14 protein-coding genes and 1 pseudogene are annotated in these 16,307 nt (G+C 61.5%); 7 read left to right on the plus strand and 8 right to left on the minus strand.

Annotated elements, in window-relative coordinates; all coding sequences use genetic code 11:
* Window positions 1-17: 17 nt before the first annotated feature.
* On the minus strand, window positions 18-773 hold the full coding sequence (locus tag PSCI_RS03330) for a fimbrial biogenesis chaperone (protein ID WP_045493757.1): 756 nt from the start codon (window positions 771-773) through the stop codon (window positions 18-20).
* A gap of 59 nt (window positions 774-832) precedes the next feature.
* Entirely contained in the window at window positions 833-1,417 is a 585-nt protein-coding gene (locus tag PSCI_RS03335) for a fimbrial protein (RefSeq protein WP_045482794.1), read from the minus strand.
* Window positions 1,418-2,410: 993 nt separating this feature from the next.
* On the opposite strand from PSCI_RS03335, the gene PSCI_RS03345 reads away from it, so the two are divergent.
* From PSCI_RS03345 to PSCI_RS03365, 5 genes are all read left to right on the plus strand, one after another.
* Window positions 2,411-3,568 carry an efflux RND transporter periplasmic adaptor subunit gene (locus PSCI_RS03345; RefSeq protein WP_045482800.1) on the plus strand — a complete coding sequence of 386 codons (1,158 nt, stop codon included), beginning with the start codon at window positions 2,411-2,413 and terminating at the stop codon, window positions 3,566-3,568.
* Window positions 3,565-6,681 carry a multidrug efflux RND transporter permease subunit gene (locus PSCI_RS03350; RefSeq protein WP_045482803.1) on the plus strand — a complete coding sequence of 1,039 codons (3,117 nt, stop codon included), beginning with the start codon at window positions 3,565-3,567 and terminating at the stop codon, window positions 6,679-6,681. The genes PSCI_RS03345 and PSCI_RS03350 overlap by 4 nt, the downstream gene beginning before the upstream one ends.
* Before the next feature lie 10 nt (window positions 6,682-6,691).
* Entirely contained in the window at window positions 6,692-7,369 is a 678-nt protein-coding gene (locus tag PSCI_RS03355; RefSeq protein ID WP_045482806.1) for a heavy metal response regulator transcription factor, read from the plus strand.
* The gene (locus tag PSCI_RS03360) at window positions 7,359-8,726 is read left to right on the plus strand and encodes a heavy metal sensor histidine kinase (protein WP_045493760.1); all 1,368 of its coding nucleotides are present in this window, start codon (window positions 7,359-7,361) and stop codon (window positions 8,724-8,726) included. The genes PSCI_RS03355 and PSCI_RS03360 overlap by 11 nt, the downstream gene beginning before the upstream one ends.
* A gap of 139 nt (window positions 8,727-8,865) precedes the next feature.
* Window positions 8,866-10,374: a GGDEF domain-containing protein gene (locus tag PSCI_RS03365; RefSeq protein ID WP_045482809.1), complete on the plus strand. Its 1,509-nt coding sequence runs from the start codon at window positions 8,866-8,868 to the stop codon at window positions 10,372-10,374.
* A 46-nt stretch (window positions 10,375-10,420) separates the two neighbouring features.
* Here the strand turns inward: PSCI_RS03365 and PSCI_RS03370 are convergent, their stop codons facing one another.
* The 3 genes and pseudogenes from PSCI_RS03370 to PSCI_RS28405 form a co-directional block, all read right to left on the minus strand.
* Window positions 10,421-10,894 carry a ferritin-like domain-containing protein gene (locus PSCI_RS03370; protein WP_045482812.1) on the minus strand — a complete coding sequence of 158 codons (474 nt, stop codon included), beginning with the start codon at window positions 10,892-10,894 and terminating at the stop codon, window positions 10,421-10,423.
* 211 nt (window positions 10,895-11,105) lie between these two features.
* The gene (locus PSCI_RS03380) at window positions 11,106-11,999 is read right to left on the minus strand and encodes an EamA family transporter (RefSeq protein ID WP_045482817.1); all 894 of its coding nucleotides are present in this window, start codon (window positions 11,997-11,999) and stop codon (window positions 11,106-11,108) included.
* A gap of 127 nt (window positions 12,000-12,126) precedes the next feature.
* Window positions 12,127-12,507: pseudogene (locus PSCI_RS28405) on the minus strand (MFS transporter); the annotation flags it as partial.
* A 111-nt stretch (window positions 12,508-12,618) separates the two neighbouring features.
* Between PSCI_RS28405 and PSCI_RS03390 the strand changes: the two are divergent.
* Together PSCI_RS03390 and PSCI_RS03395 are read left to right on the plus strand one after the other, a co-directional pair.
* The gene (locus tag PSCI_RS03390) at window positions 12,619-13,068 is read left to right on the plus strand and encodes a winged helix-turn-helix transcriptional regulator (protein WP_045482821.1); all 450 of its coding nucleotides are present in this window, start codon (window positions 12,619-12,621) and stop codon (window positions 13,066-13,068) included.
* Between the two features lie 44 nt (window positions 13,069-13,112).
* Window positions 13,113-13,355 (plus strand): DUF3820 family protein, encoded by a 243-nt coding sequence (locus tag PSCI_RS03395; RefSeq protein WP_045482823.1) that lies wholly within the window; start codon window positions 13,113-13,115, stop codon window positions 13,353-13,355.
* Between the two features lie 72 nt (window positions 13,356-13,427).
* Here the strand turns inward: PSCI_RS03395 and PSCI_RS03400 are convergent, their stop codons facing one another.
* From PSCI_RS03400 to zwf, 3 genes are read right to left on the minus strand one after another with little or no spacing between them, the layout of a single operon-like run.
* On the minus strand, window positions 13,428-14,102 hold the full coding sequence (locus PSCI_RS03400; RefSeq protein ID WP_144403185.1) for a bifunctional 4-hydroxy-2-oxoglutarate aldolase/2-dehydro-3-deoxy-phosphogluconate aldolase: 675 nt from the start codon (window positions 14,100-14,102) through the stop codon (window positions 13,428-13,430).
* Between the two features lie 17 nt (window positions 14,103-14,119).
* Window positions 14,120-14,833 (minus strand): 6-phosphogluconolactonase, encoded by a 714-nt coding sequence (gene pgl, locus PSCI_RS03405; protein ID WP_045482826.1) that lies wholly within the window; start codon window positions 14,831-14,833, stop codon window positions 14,120-14,122.
* Window positions 14,820-16,289 (minus strand): glucose-6-phosphate dehydrogenase, encoded by a 1,470-nt coding sequence (gene zwf, locus PSCI_RS03410; protein ID WP_045482829.1) that lies wholly within the window; start codon window positions 16,287-16,289, stop codon window positions 14,820-14,822. The genes pgl and zwf overlap by 14 nt, the downstream gene beginning before the upstream one ends.
* Between the last annotated feature and the right edge of the window lie 18 nt (window positions 16,290-16,307).

Genomic DNA, 16,307 nt, shown 5'->3' on the forward strand with positions numbered 1-16,307 from the left:
CAGCCCCATGGCCGCCGCTAACGAGATTCGAATTTGCTGGCCTGGACGCTCTCCCCACCCTGCAAGCTGGCGTGGTAAGTCTCCTGCCCGCCGAAATCATTGATGCTGATAAAGCTCAACTCCAGCGGCTGGCTGCCGGAACGCGGTTTGAGCGGCACGCGCCAGCGTTGCTGCGGCGCGAGCATCCGGCTGTCCTGGCTGAGCAGCGCCTTGCTGCCCTGGCGTACGCCGATGTTCAACATCGAAACGTGAAAAGGGCCGGGGTTGAACACCTCCAGCGCATCCTGCCCGATCAGTTGCCATTGCAGACCCTGCGCGGCCAACAGCGGATCGCCGCGCAGACCGGCCGGACGAAAAAACAGCTTGATACGCTGGCGAATGGCAATTTGCAGGGTATTTTCAGCGGCGCTACGGGGAATCTCCTGAACATTGAGCCACAGCACTGATTCTCGCTCGGTGGGCAGCCCGCTGCCGGAATAGATCACCCGCAGCAGTTGCTTGCCATCACCGGGCAACGGCGCCAGCGCCGGGGTGACGATAAACGGCAGATCACTGAGGCCGGTCTGCGGGGTATTCACCGCAGGGTCATACGGCTCCAGCCAGGATTGCACGAGAATCTCGCCGGCGCCACTGTTGTGCACACCGAAACTGACCTCCTTGTCCTGGCCCTGATAGATGACCCGCGTGGTATTGAGCACAATGCCCGCCTGGGCATTGCCCAGACACAGCAGGCCGGCGAGCAGCAGCGCGCCGCGCGAAAAAGAGAAGAACATGCTGACGGTTGCCTCGGTCAGGAAACGGCAGGGCGACCTGCATCGCCCTGCCAGTGACATCACTCGTAGTCCAGCACGAAAGGCATGAAGCCATCTGCATTACCCGGATTGGTCGCCGTGCCGTTGAGCACGTACACCGCACCGAAGTCGAGCTGCGCCGTGGCGCCACCGGCGCCATCCTTGACCAGCGGCTTGTCGATGGTCTCGGTGCCGGAGAGGTCCATCAGCACACTGGAGCCGTTGATCAGACCAATGCCCACCCCATCGGCCGCGCCGGTGGTACGCAGCAAGGTCTGGTCGTTGTTGTCCAGGCCGCTGCCATTACGCGCGGCAAAGCGCATTTTGACGGTGTTGTACTGGTCGGCACCGGCACTGCAGTTGATCAGCAGCTGGATCGGCGTTGCCGTCTGTAGCTTGCTTTCACCCGACAGGCCGATATCGGCAAACGACACATTGCCCAGATCAACATTGATTTCACCCGGCGCGGTGCCCGGGCTGACGCCCGTACCTGGCCCCACATCGCAAGTCATATTGGTCAGGGTACCGTTGAACACCAGCTTGCCGTTATTGGCAGCATTGGCTGTGCCTGTAAGACCCAGACCCAAAGCACCCCATACAGCCAGAGTCAAAGACAGTTTTTTCATGCTAACAACATTCCTTGTGTTATGGCTGCCACTGAACATGCAGAACATGCTCAGCGACACCCCTTATTCGTGTTCGCCCGCTAGTGGACGGCGCTCACTATAAGGCCCCACAACCTTATTAGCTGTCAGTTGCGTTCCTTTGGTTGGGAAGAACGTTCTCTTGAGCTTGAACTCCGTTTCCGTAGGACAATTCCAGGACTCTCTGCAGGCCGCCAATAGCAAGGCGCTCGACAAACAAGCGGTGATAAACCTCGCACTAACCTCTGCAGCATGCTGGTTTTGGAAAGTGGCCAGCAGGCTATTGATAGGTAACGGTCAGCACCCCCCGAGATTCGGAACCCCGCTGTGAGTCCGGCTCAACAAGGGGCTGAAAGTGGGTACTCACAGGCACCGCCTGGGCCATACAGGCATTGGCGACAGCGCCTGCTTTGGCCTCCAGCCCCGGACGCACCGGCCCACGCCGGGTATGCTCAACCAGATGAACCGCGAGTGCGGCGTCGACCTCACATGTAGGGTTAACCACTTGACCACGAAAGCCCAGAACACCGTGTTGTGCATAAGCGTTAACAGCCCCCAGCGACAGTAAAACCATCATGACTGATCGCGCCAACTGCCTTTTGAAGTTACCTGAAACTGTCGTATCGAGTCGCATGATCCTGCTCCGCCTTTTCGGGTTAACCCCATGGAGTTAAGTTGAACAAACTCCCGCCCGCCACATAAATAAAGAAAATTCTGTAGGACTTTTCCGCACAAGTTACTGCACTATCACCGACAGTTTTATTGCTTTAAGCATGCAGTTTTATTCGTGCAGTCAAAGCCTGTATCACCATGAACTTAACGCGTTTGAACAGAAAAAACCGGCACTGCTTCACAGCGGACGGCTTTGCTGACATTTCTGACAGGTAGCCGTCATTCTGCTGACCGGGTTGGCAGGTTATAAGAAACCCCTGATCATGCCGTCCGACCACTGACTTTCCTGGCGTCCTCCCCGACATGCGTAAATCGACCCGAACCGTACTGGCTGTTGCCGTCCTGGCTGCGCTGGGCAGCAGCGCCTGGCTGCTGACCCGACCTGGCGCTGTAAGCAAGCCGCCGCTGGCCGCCGTGCCGGTCAAGGTCATCGACCTCAAGGCCGAGGACGTACCGCTGTTCGTGACTGGCATCGGCACCGTGCAGTCGTTGCAAAGCGTGGTGATCCGGCCACAGGTCGATGGCATCCTTACCCGCGTGCTGGTCAAGGAAGGCCAACAGGTCAAGGCCGGCGACCTGCTGGCGACCCTCGACGACCGAGCGATTCGCGCCGCGCAAGAACAAGCCAGGGCGCAACTGGCACAGAGTCAGGCGCAGTTGGATGTCGCCCGCCTGGACCTCAAGCGCTACCGCGACCTGAGCCAGGACAACGGCATCTCGCGGCAGACCCTCGACCAGCAACAGGCGCAGGTCTTCCAGCTTGAAGCCACGGTGCAGGCCAACAAGGCCACACTTGAAGCAGCCCAGGTGCAGTTGTCCTATACCCGCATCCAGTCACCGGTCACTGGCCGGGTCGGGATTCGCAACGTCGATGAAGGCAACTTCCTGCGGGTCAGCGACGCCAACGGGCTGTTTTCCGTGACCCAGATCGACCCGGTCGCGGTGGAGTTCGCCCTGCCGCAGCAGATGCTGCCGACCCTGCAAGGGCTGATTGCCAGTGATTCGCGCGCCCCGGTGCAGGCCTGGCTGGGCGACGATCAGAACGGCACCTTGCTGGGCCAGGGCAAGCTGAGCCTGATTGACAATCAGGTCTCGCCCAGCACCGGGACCATTCGGGCCAAGGCACGCTTCGACAATCCTCATCAATCGCTATGGCCAGGCCAGCTGGTCACGGTGAAAATCCAGACCGATGTGGCCCGCGATGCGCTCAAGGTGCCGCCGCAAGTGGTGCAACGCGGCCTGGAGCAGCATTATGTGTTCCGCATCCGCGACAGCAAGGCCGAGGTGGTTCCGGTCAAGGTCCTGTTCCAGAACAGCGACATGACCCTGATCAGCGGTGCCAGCCCCGGTGACGTGCTGGTCCAGGACGGCCAGTCGCGGCTCAAGGCCGGCACCCGGGTCGACGCCAGCGCCGCCCAGCCGCAGTCGCTGAATACCGTGCAGGCGGCGGTGCAGCCATGAGCGACAGCCCAACCCGCCATCAGCGTTCACTCTCGGCCTGGTGCATCGATCACCCGGTCGCCACCTTGCTACTGACCTTCGCCCTGGTATTGCTGGGCCTGATCGCCTTCACCCGACTGCCGGTCGCGCCGCTGCCGGAAGCCGAATTCCCCACCATTCAGGTCAGCGCCCAATTGCCGGGCGCCAGCCCGCAGACCATGGCCTCCTCGGTGGCCACCCCGCTGGAAGTGCAGTTCAGCGCGATTCCCGGCATGACCCAGATGACCTCCAGCAGTGCGCTGGGCTCGACCAGCCTGACCTTGCAGTTCGCCCTGACCAAGAGCATCGACACCGCAGCCCAGGAAGTTCAGGCGGCGATCAACACCGCAGCCGGACGCCTGCCGGCCGACATGCCCAACCTGCCGACCTGGCGCAAGGTCAACCCGGCCGACAGCCCGGTACTGATCCTCAGTGTCAGCTCCGGGCTGATGTCCGGCACCGAACTGAGCGACCTGACCGAGACGCTGCTGGCCCGCCAGCTCAGCCAGATTGAAGGCGTCGGCCAGGTGTCGGTGTCTGGCCAGCAGCGCCCGGCCATTCGCGTCCAGGCCGCGCCGGAAAAGCTCGCCGCCCTCGGCCTGACCCTGGCCGACATTCGTCAGGCGGTGCAGCAGACCAGCCTTAACCTGGCCAAGGGCGCGCTGTATGGCAAAGACAGCGTTTCGACCCTGTCGGCCAACGACCAGTTGTTCGACCCTGAAGATTACGCGCAACTGATTGTCGCCTACCGCAACGGTGCGCCGGTTTACCTCAAGGACGTGGCGAAGGTGGTGCATGGTGCCGAGAACGCCTATGTCCAGGCCTGGTCCGGTCAGCAGCCCGGCCTGAGCCTGGTGGTGTTCCGCCAGCCGGGCGCCAATATCGTCGAGACCGTCGACCGGGTGCTGGGCCAGTTGCCGCGCCTGACCGCGATGCTGCCGGCCTCGGTGGAGGTGTCGGTGCTCAATGACCGCACCCGCACCATCCGCGCCTCGCTGCATGAAGTGGAACTGACCCTGGGCATTGCAGTGCTGCTGGTGGTCGCGGTGATGGCGCTGTTTCTGCGCCAGTGGTCAGCGACCCTGATCGTCACCAGCGTCCTGGCCGTATCACTGATCGCCAGTTGCGCACTGATGTACCTGTTTGGCTTCAGCCTCAATAACCTGACCCTGGTGGCGATCGTGATTGCGGTGGGCTTCGTGGTCGACGATGCCATTGTGGTGGTGGAGAACATCCACCGCCATCTGGAAGCCGGCGAAGGCATGCGCGAAGCGGCCATCAAGGGCTCGGGGGAAATCGGCTTCACTGTGGTGTCGATCAGCTTCTCGCTGGTTGCCGCGTTCATTCCGCTACTGTTCATGGGCGGTGTGGTGGGCCGGTTGTTCAAGGAGTTTGCCCTGACCGCCACCGCGACCATCCTGATTTCCGTGGTGGTGTCGCTGACGCTGGCACCGACCCTGGCAGCGTTGCTCATGCGCGCGCCCAGCCACGATCAACACAGCAAGCCGGGGTTTGGTGAACGCCTGCTGAGCCTCTACGAACGTGGTCTGCGCAAGGCGCTGGCTCATCAGCGCATCACCCTTGGGGTATTCGGCCTGACCGTGGCCCTGGCGGTGGTCGGCTACGTGCTGATTCCCAAGGGTTTCTTTCCGGTGCAGGACACCGGCATGGTGTTGGGCACCACCGATGCGGCCGGTGATATCTCTTATCCCGACATGGTCGCCAAGCATAAAGAACTGGCCAGAATCGTCAGCGCCGACCCGGCGGTCCAGGCGTTCTCGCATTCGGTGGGTGCCTCGGGCAGCAACCAGACCCTGGCCAGCGGGCGCTTCTGGATTTCCCTCAAGCCGCGTGGCGAACGCGATGTATCGGCCAGTCAGTTCATTGATCGGATTCGTCCGCAATTGACCAGGGTGCCCGGCATCGTCATGTACCTGCGCGCCGGCCAGGACATCAACCTCAGCCCTGGCCCCAGCCGCAGCCAGTATCAATACGTGCTCAAGAGCAACGATGGCGAGCAGCTCAACCTGTGGACCCAGCGCCTGACCGAAAAACTGCGGGAAAACCCGGCATTGCGCGACCTGTCCAACGACTTGCAATTGGGCGGCAGCATCACTCACATCGACATCGACCGGCGTGCAGCGGCGCGCTTCGGGCTGACCACTGCCGACGTCGACCAGGCCCTTTATGATGCCTTCGGTCAGCGCCAGATCAGTGAGTTCCAGACCGACACCAACCAGTACAAGGTGATTCTTGAACTCGATGCCCGGCAACGTGGCCGCGCTGAAAGCCTGAGCTACTTCTACCTGCGCTCACCGCTGACCGACGAGATGGTGCCGCTGTCTGCCGTGGCCAGTGTCGGTGCACCGGTGATGGGACCGTTGTCGATCAGCCATGACGGCATGTTCCCGGCCGCCAACCTGTCATTCAATCTGGCCCCCGGCATCGCGCTGGGCGATGCGGTGCGCATGGTCGAGCAGGCCAAGGCCGAAATCGACATGCCGACCTCGATCATCGGCACCTTCCAGGGCGCCGCGCAGGCGTTCCAGAGTTCGCTGGCCAACCAGCCGTGGCTGATCCTCGCCGCGCTGGTGGCGGTGTACATCATCCTCGGGGTGCTTTACGAGAGCTTCGTCCACCCGCTGACGATCATCTCCACGCTACCCTCGGCGGGGATTGGCGCACTGCTGCTGTTGTGGATGATGGGCCATGACTTCTCGATCATGGCGTTGATTGGCGTGGTGCTGCTGATTGGTATCGTCAAGAAGAACGGCATCCTGCTGGTCGACTTTGCCCTGGAGGCGCATCGCAATCAGGGCCTTTCGCCACACGATGCGATTTACACCGCCTGCCTGACGCGCTTTCGGCCGATCATGATGACCACCCTGGCCGCCTTGTTCGGTGCCCTGCCGCTGATGTTCGGGTTTGGCGCCGGTGCCGAGTTGCGCCAGCCGCTGGGGATCGCGGTGGTCGGTGGACTGCTGCTCAGCCAGGTGCTGACCCTGTTCACCACACCGGTGATCTACCTGCAACTCGAACGCGTGTTCCACCGCCGCCAGAACGCCCCGGCCACTGGCCAGGCGCTTCACACCTGAGAGGTTGCGCATGCGCGTGCTGATTATCGAAGACGAACAGAAAACCGCTGACTACCTGCATCGCGGCCTGAGCGAACAGGGCTATAGCGTGGATCTGGCCGCCGATGGCATCGAGGGTCTGCACCTGGGTCTGGAGCACGACTACGCGGTGATCATCCTCGACGTCATGCTGCCGGGCCTGGATGGCTTCGGTGTGCTACGCGCCTTGCGTGCGCGTAAACAGACCCCGGTGATCATGCTCACCGCCCGCGAGCAGGTCGACGACCGGATTCGGGGCCTGCGCGAAGGCGCCGATGACTATCTGGGCAAGCCGTTTTCGTTCCTTGAACTGGTCGCCCGCCTGCAAGCCCTGACCCGTCGCAGCAGCACCCAGGAGCCGGTGCAGATCAGCATTGATGACCTGCGCATCGATCTGCTCAGCCGCAAGGCCAGCCGTGCCGGCGTGCGCCTGGAATTGACCGCCAAAGAGTTTGCCCTGCTCAGCGTGCTGGCGCGCCGCCACGGCGAGATCCTGTCCAAGACCTCCATCGCCGAGCAGGTCTGGGACATCAACTTCGACAGCGACACCAATGTCGTCGAGGTGGCCATCAAGCGTCTGCGGGCCAAGCTCGACGGCCCCCATGAACATAAACTGCTGCACACCATCCGTGGCATGGGCTATGTGCTGGAAGATCGCCGTGCGGGCTGACTCCATTGCCCTGCGCCTGGGCAGCCTGTTCGCTCTGGTGGCCTTCGGTGTCTTCACCCTGATCGGCTGGGCGCTGTACCTGCAGGTCGACAAGCACCTGGACCTGCTGCCCGAGGCAGAAGTCGACGCACGCTATAGCGTGCTCGAATCGACAGTCAATCGCTTCGGCGACTTGCAGCACTGGAGCAAGCTCGGCAACAAGCTCAACCTGCTCAGCGAGGAGGATAAGCGTATCCGCTTCTGGGTGGTCAGCGATCATCCAGACTACGAGTATGGCAACCCCGACCCGCACATCCGCCGCTTCGCTCGTGGGCCGCTGGGCATGCGTGATTTGCTGCTGCCCGGCCAGCGTTTCCCGTACAAGGTGCTGGTCAGCGAGTTTCCCGCCAAAGACCAGCGCCCGGCCCTGCGCTTTCTCACCGCCATCGACACCCAGACCTTCTGGCAGACCCAGCACTCCTTGGTGGTCGCGCTGGTCAGCCTGGCGGTGATCGGCATTCTGCTCGCCTCACTGCTGGGTTACTGGGTCGCGCGCATCGGCCTGCGGCCGCTGACCAGCCTGTCGCTGGAGGCTCACAAGCTGTCACCGCCGCATCTGTCCGCCCGTCTGCAACTGTCACCCTTGCCCCCGGAGCTGGAGCAGTTCGTCAACGCCTTCAACGCGACACTGGGCCGGGTCGAACAGGCTTACTCGCGGCTGGAGTCATTCAACGCCGACGTGGCCCATGAACTGCGCTCGCCACTGACCAACCTGATCGGCCAGACCCAGGTGGCGCTGACCCGTGGCCGCTCGGCCGAGCATTACTTCGAGGTCCTGCAATCGAACCTCGAAGAGCTGGAACGGCTGCGCTCGATCATCAATGACATGCTGTTTCTGGCCAGCGCCGATCAGGGCGGCAAAGCCAGTGAACTGACCAGTGTGTCGCTGGCCGAGGAAGTGGCGACAACCCTGGAATATCTGGACTTCATCCTTGAGGACGCGCAGGTTGCGGTGCAGGTGCACGGCGATGCCAGCGTCCCGATCGAGAAGGCCCAGTTGCGCCGCGCGCTGATCAACCTGCTGCACAACGCCGTACAGCACACCAGCGCCGGGCAGACTATTCGCGTCGCTATCGAGCGGCTTGAGCAACAGGTTCACATCGGCGTCAGCAATCCGGGGCCGGCGATTGCTGACGAGCATCTGCCGATGCTGTTCGAGCGCTTCTATCGGGTCGATGCCTCACGCAGTAACAGCGGCGCCAACCATGGTCTGGGCCTGGCCATCGTCAAGGCCATCGCGCTGATGCACGGCGGCACGGTGTTCGTGACCAGCCGCGACGGAATCAACACCTTCGGTGTCAGCCTGCCGAACCGCTGAACGGCACTTGCGAAAAACGGCAGGCGATTGGTCTATTGATCGGCGGCGTCCTGCCGAAAACCTGATATACCGATAAAAATCAGTTCCAGAGCCTGCGGCATGAACGGATCGCCGCCGCCCCTTAAGTCGAGTGGCTGCAATGAACGTACCTGCTGGCTGGATACGCTCCGAGCTTCTGTTGATCTGTGGCAGCCTGCTGTCATTGATCGCCATTCTGGGCATCGTCGCCTCGTTGCTGATGCGCGAGCGCAACGACGCGCTGCTCAGCGCCACCCGCGCGGCGTCCAATATCGTGCGGCTGATCGAAGCCGATGTGGTGCGCAGCGCCGAACTCTATGACGCCTCGATCAACGGGATGATCAACGCCTGGCAACATGAGCGCCTGCGCCAGTTACCCGACGATCTGCGCCATCAGGTTCTGTTTGATCGTGCCGCAGCAGCGCCCTATAAAGGTGACCTGTTATTGCTCGACCAGAACGGCAATGTACTTGCCGACTCCTTGCCCGGTGCCCGGCGCGAGGAGAACTTCGCCGACCGCCCGTTCTTTCAACATCACCGCGACAGCAACCTGCCCGGGCTGCACATCAGCCAGCCATTCAAGGCCCGCTGGGGCTTCAAGGACTGGTGCATCAGCTTCAGTCGCCGCTTGTCGGGGCCCAACGGTGAGTTTCTCGGGGTGGCCGGCGCGGCCATGCGTCTGGCCTACTTCAAGCCGTTGTTCCGCAGCCAGTCGCTGGGGCCGGACAGCAGCCTGAGCCTGATGAATACCCAAGGTGTACTGCTGGTCCGGGAGCCGGTCGAGGCCGATGAAGACCAGACCGGCACCGTGATGGCCGGCAACGCCAACTACCAGCACATTCTCGAGCTGCCTGAAGGCAGTTTCGTGGGCATGTCGGTAGAGCACCGGCATCGGCACCTGTATACCTTTTCCAGGGTCAGGGGCCTGCCACTGGTGGTGGTCATCAGCCAGCCGGAATCGGCCGTCTATGCCGCCTGGCAGCGCAATGCCTTGCTGGTCGGCAGCGCCACCGGCGTGCTGTGCCTGGGGATCCTGTGGCTGACCGTCCTGCTGCGCCGCGAACTGCGCCGCCGCCAGCGGGCGGAGAACATACTGGCCGGGTTGGCTGCCACCGATGCCCTGACCGGCCTGCCGAACCGTCGCCAGCTCGACCTGACCCTGGCCAGCGAGTGGAGCCGCGCACAGCGCTGCGGTGATCCGCTGTCGCTACTGATGATCGATGTAGACCACTTTCGCCGCTTCAATGAACGCCACGGGCACCTGGGCGGCGACAAGGCATTGCGTCAGGTCGCCCAGTGCATCGCCGGCAACGCCCGGCGCGCCGGTGATTTTGCCGCGCGTTATGGTGGCGAAGAGTTTCTGCTGATACTGCCCAATACCGAGCGTCAAGGGGCATTGGCCATGGCCGAGACCATTCGCCAGGCCATCATGACCCTGCCTGCCGTCGAGCATGATCAGCAGGCGATTACCGTGAGTATTGGTGTGACCACGGCAAGCGTCAGCAAGCATGACGACCTGAGCGCGTTCATCGAGAGCGCTGACAAGGCGCTGTACAACGCCAAGCATCACGGCCGTAACCGGGTGGAATTTATTGATTACGCACAAACGCCAACCGCCAGGGCGGTTTAGCCGCTGGCGGTTGGCGTGATGGCATCCTTGCCGGTCAAACGTGCCCTTAATGATTGGCAGCGCGCACTTGATCGCGCAGCGCCTTAACCTTGTCGTGGTTGGCCTGAGCACCTTGCAACTGACGGTCGATCAGGCCGGTGACGTTAGCTGGCAGGGACTTTTCAACCGCTTTCTGACGAGCGTCTTTGTAAGCCTTGAGCGCTACATCCTCACCGCGCTCAACCTCATTGAGGATCGCTTCATCACTCTTGCCGGTAACCAGTGACTTGAGGTCTACCCAGGCGCGGTGCAGCGTGCCGCTGACGCTCGAAGAAGTCTCCGGGTCGCCGCCCAAGGCGCGAACCTCGGCTTGCAACTCAGTTACGGCGCTGGCGCAATCGCTGGCACGGGTCTGGAAGAACTGCTTGATGGCAGGGTTCTTGATGTCTTCAGCACTGGTCTCAAAGCCCTTCTGGCCATCTTTGCTGGTTTCGATCAGGTCGTTGAGCAGGTTGATCGATTCTTTGTTGATGTCAGTCATTTCACTCATCCTTCCTAGGCAGTTGATACCAAATTGGGTGTGGCTGCCTGGAGAGTTGCATGGCCTGTGCCAGCTTTTTCGATTCCATTTTTATGTTTAATTTCAAATACTTAACAAAAAACCTGAAAAACCATGCGTTGCGTTCTGCATGAAGTTGCTTTTTGCCAGCATGCAGACTGCAAGTCTGGCTATCAGCCATGCCGAACAGTGATCAGGCCGTGCGCGTCAAGCGCTTGCTCAATGCCTGCCTGATCCGCTCGCCATACAAGCCCACAGCCAGACCGCAGACTATAAGCAGCACGGCAACCACCTTGATTGCCGAAAGGCGCTCGTTAAAAATCAGTGCCGAACCAAGCATGCCGAAGATCGGCACCAACAGTGACAGCGGCGCCACCGTCGAAACCGGGTATTGCCTGAGCAGCGAGTTCCAGACCCAGTAGGCAAACAAGGTATTGGGGTACACCTGAAACAGGATCGACGACACGGCACGCCAATCCATTTGCGCGACCAGTACGCCATAACCCTGCGTGCCATTGACCCCGTAATCGAGCAGCAACAGCGGGAGCGGCGCAAAGGCGCTGGACCAGACCAGAAAGGCAAACACTTGAGTCGTTTTGGCCTTCTTGATGATGATGTTGGCCACACTCCAGGCCAAGGCACCGAACAGCACCAGCGCCAGTCCGGTCACGCTGACCGAACCATCGGCAATCAAGATGATGCTCGACAAGCCACCCAGCGCGATGACGATACCGGCCAATTGAAAGCGTGTGATCTTTTCCTTGAACACCCAGCCGCCCAGCAAAATCGTGAAGAAGGCACTGAACTGCAGCACCAGTGAAGCGATACCGGCCGACAGCCCGGACTTGATCCCCAGATTCACCACCCCCCACAGGCCGATGCCGAACACCAGCCCGTAACCTGCAATGTAGCGCCAAGGCACATTCGGCCTGGGGATGAACAGGATGGCCGGCAGTGCGCAGAGTGCGAAACGAATGGCGGCGAGCATCAGCGGATCGACGCTGTGCAGGCCCAGTTTGATGACCGAAAAGTTGAAGCCCCAGATAGCAGTGATCAGGATGGCCAGCAGCAAGTGGTGAAGTTTCATAAACGCCTTGACGCGTAATTGAGTGAGGGTGCAGACAAATGCAGAGTGATGTACAGGGCTAGCCCGAGGGCGCCAGGCGCAGCTCGCTAAAGCGTATCCATGCCCAGAACAGCCAGGCGGCGGTACTGACTGCGGCACCCAACAGGCACACCGCTGACCAGCCCCCCAGCGCATACATCTGGGTCGCCGCCACTGCCCCCAGCGCGCTTGAAAACAGCATTTGCGTGATGATCAACGCCTTGCGATCGAGCAAGTCGCCCAGCGGCACGATCAGTAGCAGTCCGGCCGCGTAACCGATCTGCGTGGCTGTGACCACAATACCAATGCTGCCGGGCGCAACATTCAGGCTCTGCGCCATGCTATCGAGCAAGGGCTGGGCAAAATACACATTCGCCACCGCCAGCGCGCAGGTGATCGATAAGATCAGGCTCAGTGAACGGGAGAGCTGCAATGGCTCGTTTATGACTGACGGTGCAGTGGCTTGCTCGCAATGGCTGCTGCAACTCATGGGGTCATCCCTGACAAAATAAGCAGTTTCAATTTAAAACCAGATGATTGAGTTGTAACAATTCAGGTTTTAATCTGCAACCAGTTTTTTTAACCTCTGAAAGGTAATCCAATGGCTAGGCATATAGCGCTGGCAAGCAGCGAATGTCCTGTGGCACGCACACTGGAAGCCATCGGCGAGCGCTGGACGCTGCTGATCATTCGCGATGCCTTCGACGATATCCGGCGTTTCGGCGACTTTCAGAAGAGTCTTGGTCTGGCGAAGAATATTCTTGCCGCACGTTTGAAAGTGCTGGTGGAGTTGGGCATCTTCGAAATCTGCCCGGCCTCCGATGGCAGCGCCTACCATGAGTACGTGCTGACCGAGCGGGGCCGCTCGACTTTTGCGATTGTGGTATGCCTGCGCCAATGGGGTGAGCAGCATTTGTTCGAACCTGGCGAGACGCATTCGGTGTTGCTCGATAACGAGCACGAGCAACCCGTACTCAGCCTGCAGGTGCGTTCGGTGCAGGGCAAGCTGCTCAAGCCACACGACTGTCATCGCCGCCGGGTGACGCGCTGACTCAGGTCAGCCCCGGTCCTTCCCCTCTTCAGAACCGATAAGCCATGAATCCCGAATCATTGAAACTGCTGGTCACCCGTGAAATGCCCTTTGGCAAGTACCAGGGCCGCTTGCTGGCTGACCTGCCCGGCCATTACCTGAACTGGTTCGCCCGCGAAGGCTTTCCCAAGGGTGAACTGGGCGCCCTGTTGGCATTGATGCACGAGATTGACCACAACGGCCTGGGTGCGTTGCTTGACCCGCTGCGCACCCGGCCCCGCCAGGGCTTCAAATCCGGCCGGAACTGAGCACGAAAAGCACGCAGAAAAAATCCGGTGCACAGGCACCGGATTTTTGGTTTGCCGCCAGCCTGCTGCCGCTCAGCCGAACAGCGCTACGGCCTCAGCGGTGGCTTCCTGAATACGGCCCCAGTCGCCGTTCTTGACCCAGGCGTTGTCGATCATCCAGCTACCGCCGACACACATGACGTTGGGCTGGGCGATGTAGTTTTTAAGGTTCTGCGCATTGACCCCGCCGGTCGGGCAGAACCGCGCTTCGTTGAAGGGGCCGCCCAGCGCCTTGAGCGCCGCCACTCCCCCGCTGACCTCCGCCGGGAACAGCTTGAAGCGCCGGTAACCCAGGGCGTAGCCGAGCATGATGTCAGAGGCGCTGCTGATGCCGGGCAACAGCGGCACTTCGCTTGCGGCCGAAGCCTGCAACAGCTCATGGGTGCTGCCCGGCGTCACAATGAACTGCGCGCCCGCCGCTTCAGCGTCAGCCAGGGTACGACGGTCGAGGATGGTCCCGGCACCGGTGCAAAGCTCCGGGCGCTGCTCGCGCAACAGGCGGATCGCATCCAGGCCGAACGCCGAACGCAGAGTGACTTCCAGCACGCTCAGGCCACCGGCAGCCAGCGCGTCGGCCAGCGGCAACACGTCCTGCTCGCGGGCGATGGTGATCACCGGAAGAATTTTGGCCCGGGCGCAGAGCTCATCGATCCGGGCTGTCTTGTTCGCCATGCTGTTGAGCGGCTGATTATTTTGGTCTTGGGTCACGGCGATGTTTCCTTGGCTTAGGGGCACCAGTAAATTTCAAGAGACGGGTTGAGAAAGGCGCGGATCGGCAAAGCCGTCACGTCATCGCCTTGCACAGCGGTGCGCAGGGTGTCGAGCTTGGCCTGGCCTGCAATCGACAGAATCTTCACGCTGGCTGAGGCCAGCAACTCACGGGTCATGGTCAGCCGCTGATGCGGCACGCTGGGCGCCAGCATCGCCAGGCAGCGGCGCTCACCACCAAGACTCAGGGCTTCGCGCAGGTTCGGGCTGGACGGGAACAGCGAGGCGGTATGCCCGTCATCGCCCATCCCCAGCACCAGCACATCGATCGGCGGCAGCTCGGCCAGCAACCGGTCAGCCTGCTCGGCGGCGGCCTCCAGGCTCGGCGCCAGGCTATACAGGCCAAGCAACTTTGCCGCAGCGGCCGGGCCTTGCAGCAAATGACGGCGTACCAGCGCCGCATTACTGTCCGGGTGCTCCACCGGTACCCAGCGCTCATCAGCCAGGCTGACCACCACCTGCGACCAGTCCAGCGGCTCGGCCGCCAGACGCTCGAAAAAAGCCACCGGGCTACGGCCACCGGACACCACCAGAGTGGCCTTGCCGTTCTGCGCAATGGCGGCGCGCAAGTGCTCGGCCACATCGCTGGCCAGCGCCTCGGCCAGTTGCGCCGCATTATCGAAGTCATGGGCCTTCAGGCCCGCCGGCAATTGCAAATCACATGTCGCCATACCAGGCTCTCCCGTCACGTGTGATCAGGGCGATGGAACTCATCGGCCCCCAGGACCCGGCGGCGTACGGTTTGGGCGCATCACCGGCTTTTTTCCAGCCGGCGATCAGTTGATCGCACCACTGCCAGGCGTATTCGATTTCATCCTTGCGCACAAACAGGTTCTGGTTGCCGCGCATCACTTCCAGCAACAGCCGCTCATAGGCGTCAGGCACCCGGGCACTGCGGTAAGTGTCAGAGAAGTTCAGATTCAGCGGGCCACTGCGCAACTGCATACCCTTGTCCAGGCCCTGATCCTTGGTCATCACCTGCAGCGAGATACCCTCGTCAGGCTGCAGGCGGATGATCAGCCGGTTGCTGATCTGCAGGCGCTGTTCCGGGGCAAAGATATAGTGCGGCGGCTCCTTGAAGTGGATCACGATCTGCGACAGCTTCTGCGGCATGCGCTTGCCGGTGCGCAGGTAAAACGGCGTCCCCGACCAGCGCCAGTTGCGGATATCGGCGCGCAGGGCAACGAAGGTCTCGGTGTCGCTTTCGGTGTTGGAGTTGTCTTCCTCCAGATAGCCCGGCACCGGCTTGCCTTCGCTGTAGCCGGCAGTGTACTGACCGCGCACCACCTGAGTGGCCAGACGCTCCGGGGTAAACGGCGCCAGGGCCTTGAGCACCTTGACCTTCTCGTCGCGAATACTGTCGGCCGACAGGTCGCTGGGCGGGTCCATGGCGATCAGGCACAGCAACTGCAGCAGGTGGTTCTGGATCATGTCACGCAGTTGCCCCGCCTGATCGAAATAGCCCCAGCGGCCTTCGATGCCGACCTTCTCGGCCACGGTGATTTCCACGTGGGAGATATGGTTCTGGTTCCACTGGGTTTCGAACAGGCTGTTGGCGAAGCGCAGGGCAATGAGGTTCTGTACCGTGTCCTTGCCCAGATAGTGGTCGATGCGATAAACCCGGTTCTCGGGGAAAAACTTCGCCACCGCATCGTTGACCCGTCGCGAAGACGCCAGATCGTGGCCGATGGGTTTCTCCAGCACCGCCCGGGTGCGCTCGGCAAGGCCTGCCGCCGCGAGGTTCTCGCAAATCGCGCCGTACACCGAGGCGGGCGTGGCGAAGTAGGCAATCAGCGAATCGGCGTTGCCGACCCGCTCGGCCAGGGCCAGATAGCCCTCCGGCAGCAGGAAATCCAGGTGCAGATAGCTGAGCCGTGCCAGAAAGCGGGTGACGTGTTCGGACTCAAGCTCCGTCTCGGGAATGAAGCGGCGCATCGACTGGTGGATATAGGCCAGGTGCGAGGCCTCGTCGCCCGGCTCGCGGGCCAGAGCGATAATGCGCGTATCGTCATGCAGCAAACCTGCACGATCGAGCTGATAAAGAGCCGGAAACAGTTTGCGCACAGCCAGATCGCCGAGAGCGCCGAACAGGGCGAAAGTGCACGGATCAACCGTAATCAGGGGCATAATGTTAGTTCTTTTATC

Source organism: Pseudomonas sp. StFLB209 (genome assembly GCF_000829415.1).
Classification (GTDB): Bacteria; Pseudomonadota; Gammaproteobacteria; order Pseudomonadales; family Pseudomonadaceae; genus Aquipseudomonas.

Coding starts and splice junctions, on each gene's coding strand:
- zwf (WP_045482829.1), bottom strand. CDS start 16,289: ATGCCCCTGATTACGGTTGATCCGTGCACTTTCGCCCTGTTCGGCGCT.
- PSCI_RS03355 (WP_045482806.1), top strand. CDS start 6,692: ATGCGCGTGCTGATTATCGAAGACGAACAGAAAACCGCTGACTACCTG.
- PSCI_RS03380 (WP_045482817.1), bottom strand. CDS start 11,999: ATGAAACTTCACCACTTGCTGCTGGCCATCCTGATCACTGCTATCTGG.
- PSCI_RS03365 (WP_045482809.1), top strand. CDS start 8,866: ATGAACGTACCTGCTGGCTGGATACGCTCCGAGCTTCTGTTGATCTGT.
- PSCI_RS03350 (WP_045482803.1), top strand. CDS start 3,565: ATGAGCGACAGCCCAACCCGCCATCAGCGTTCACTCTCGGCCTGGTGC.
- pgl (WP_045482826.1), bottom strand. CDS start 14,833: ATGGCGACATGTGATTTGCAATTGCCGGCGGGCCTGAAGGCCCATGAC.
- PSCI_RS03335 (WP_045482794.1), bottom strand. CDS start 1,417: ATGAAAAAACTGTCTTTGACTCTGGCTGTATGGGGTGCTTTGGGTCTG.
- PSCI_RS03390 (WP_045482821.1), top strand. CDS start 12,619: ATGGCTAGGCATATAGCGCTGGCAAGCAGCGAATGTCCTGTGGCACGC.
- PSCI_RS03395 (WP_045482823.1), top strand. CDS start 13,113: ATGAATCCCGAATCATTGAAACTGCTGGTCACCCGTGAAATGCCCTTT.
- PSCI_RS03345 (WP_045482800.1), top strand. CDS start 2,411: ATGCGTAAATCGACCCGAACCGTACTGGCTGTTGCCGTCCTGGCTGCG.
- PSCI_RS03370 (WP_045482812.1), bottom strand. CDS start 10,894: ATGACTGACATCAACAAAGAATCGATCAACCTGCTCAACGACCTGATC.
- PSCI_RS03330 (WP_045493757.1), bottom strand. CDS start 773: ATGTTCTTCTCTTTTTCGCGCGGCGCGCTGCTGCTCGCCGGCCTGCTG.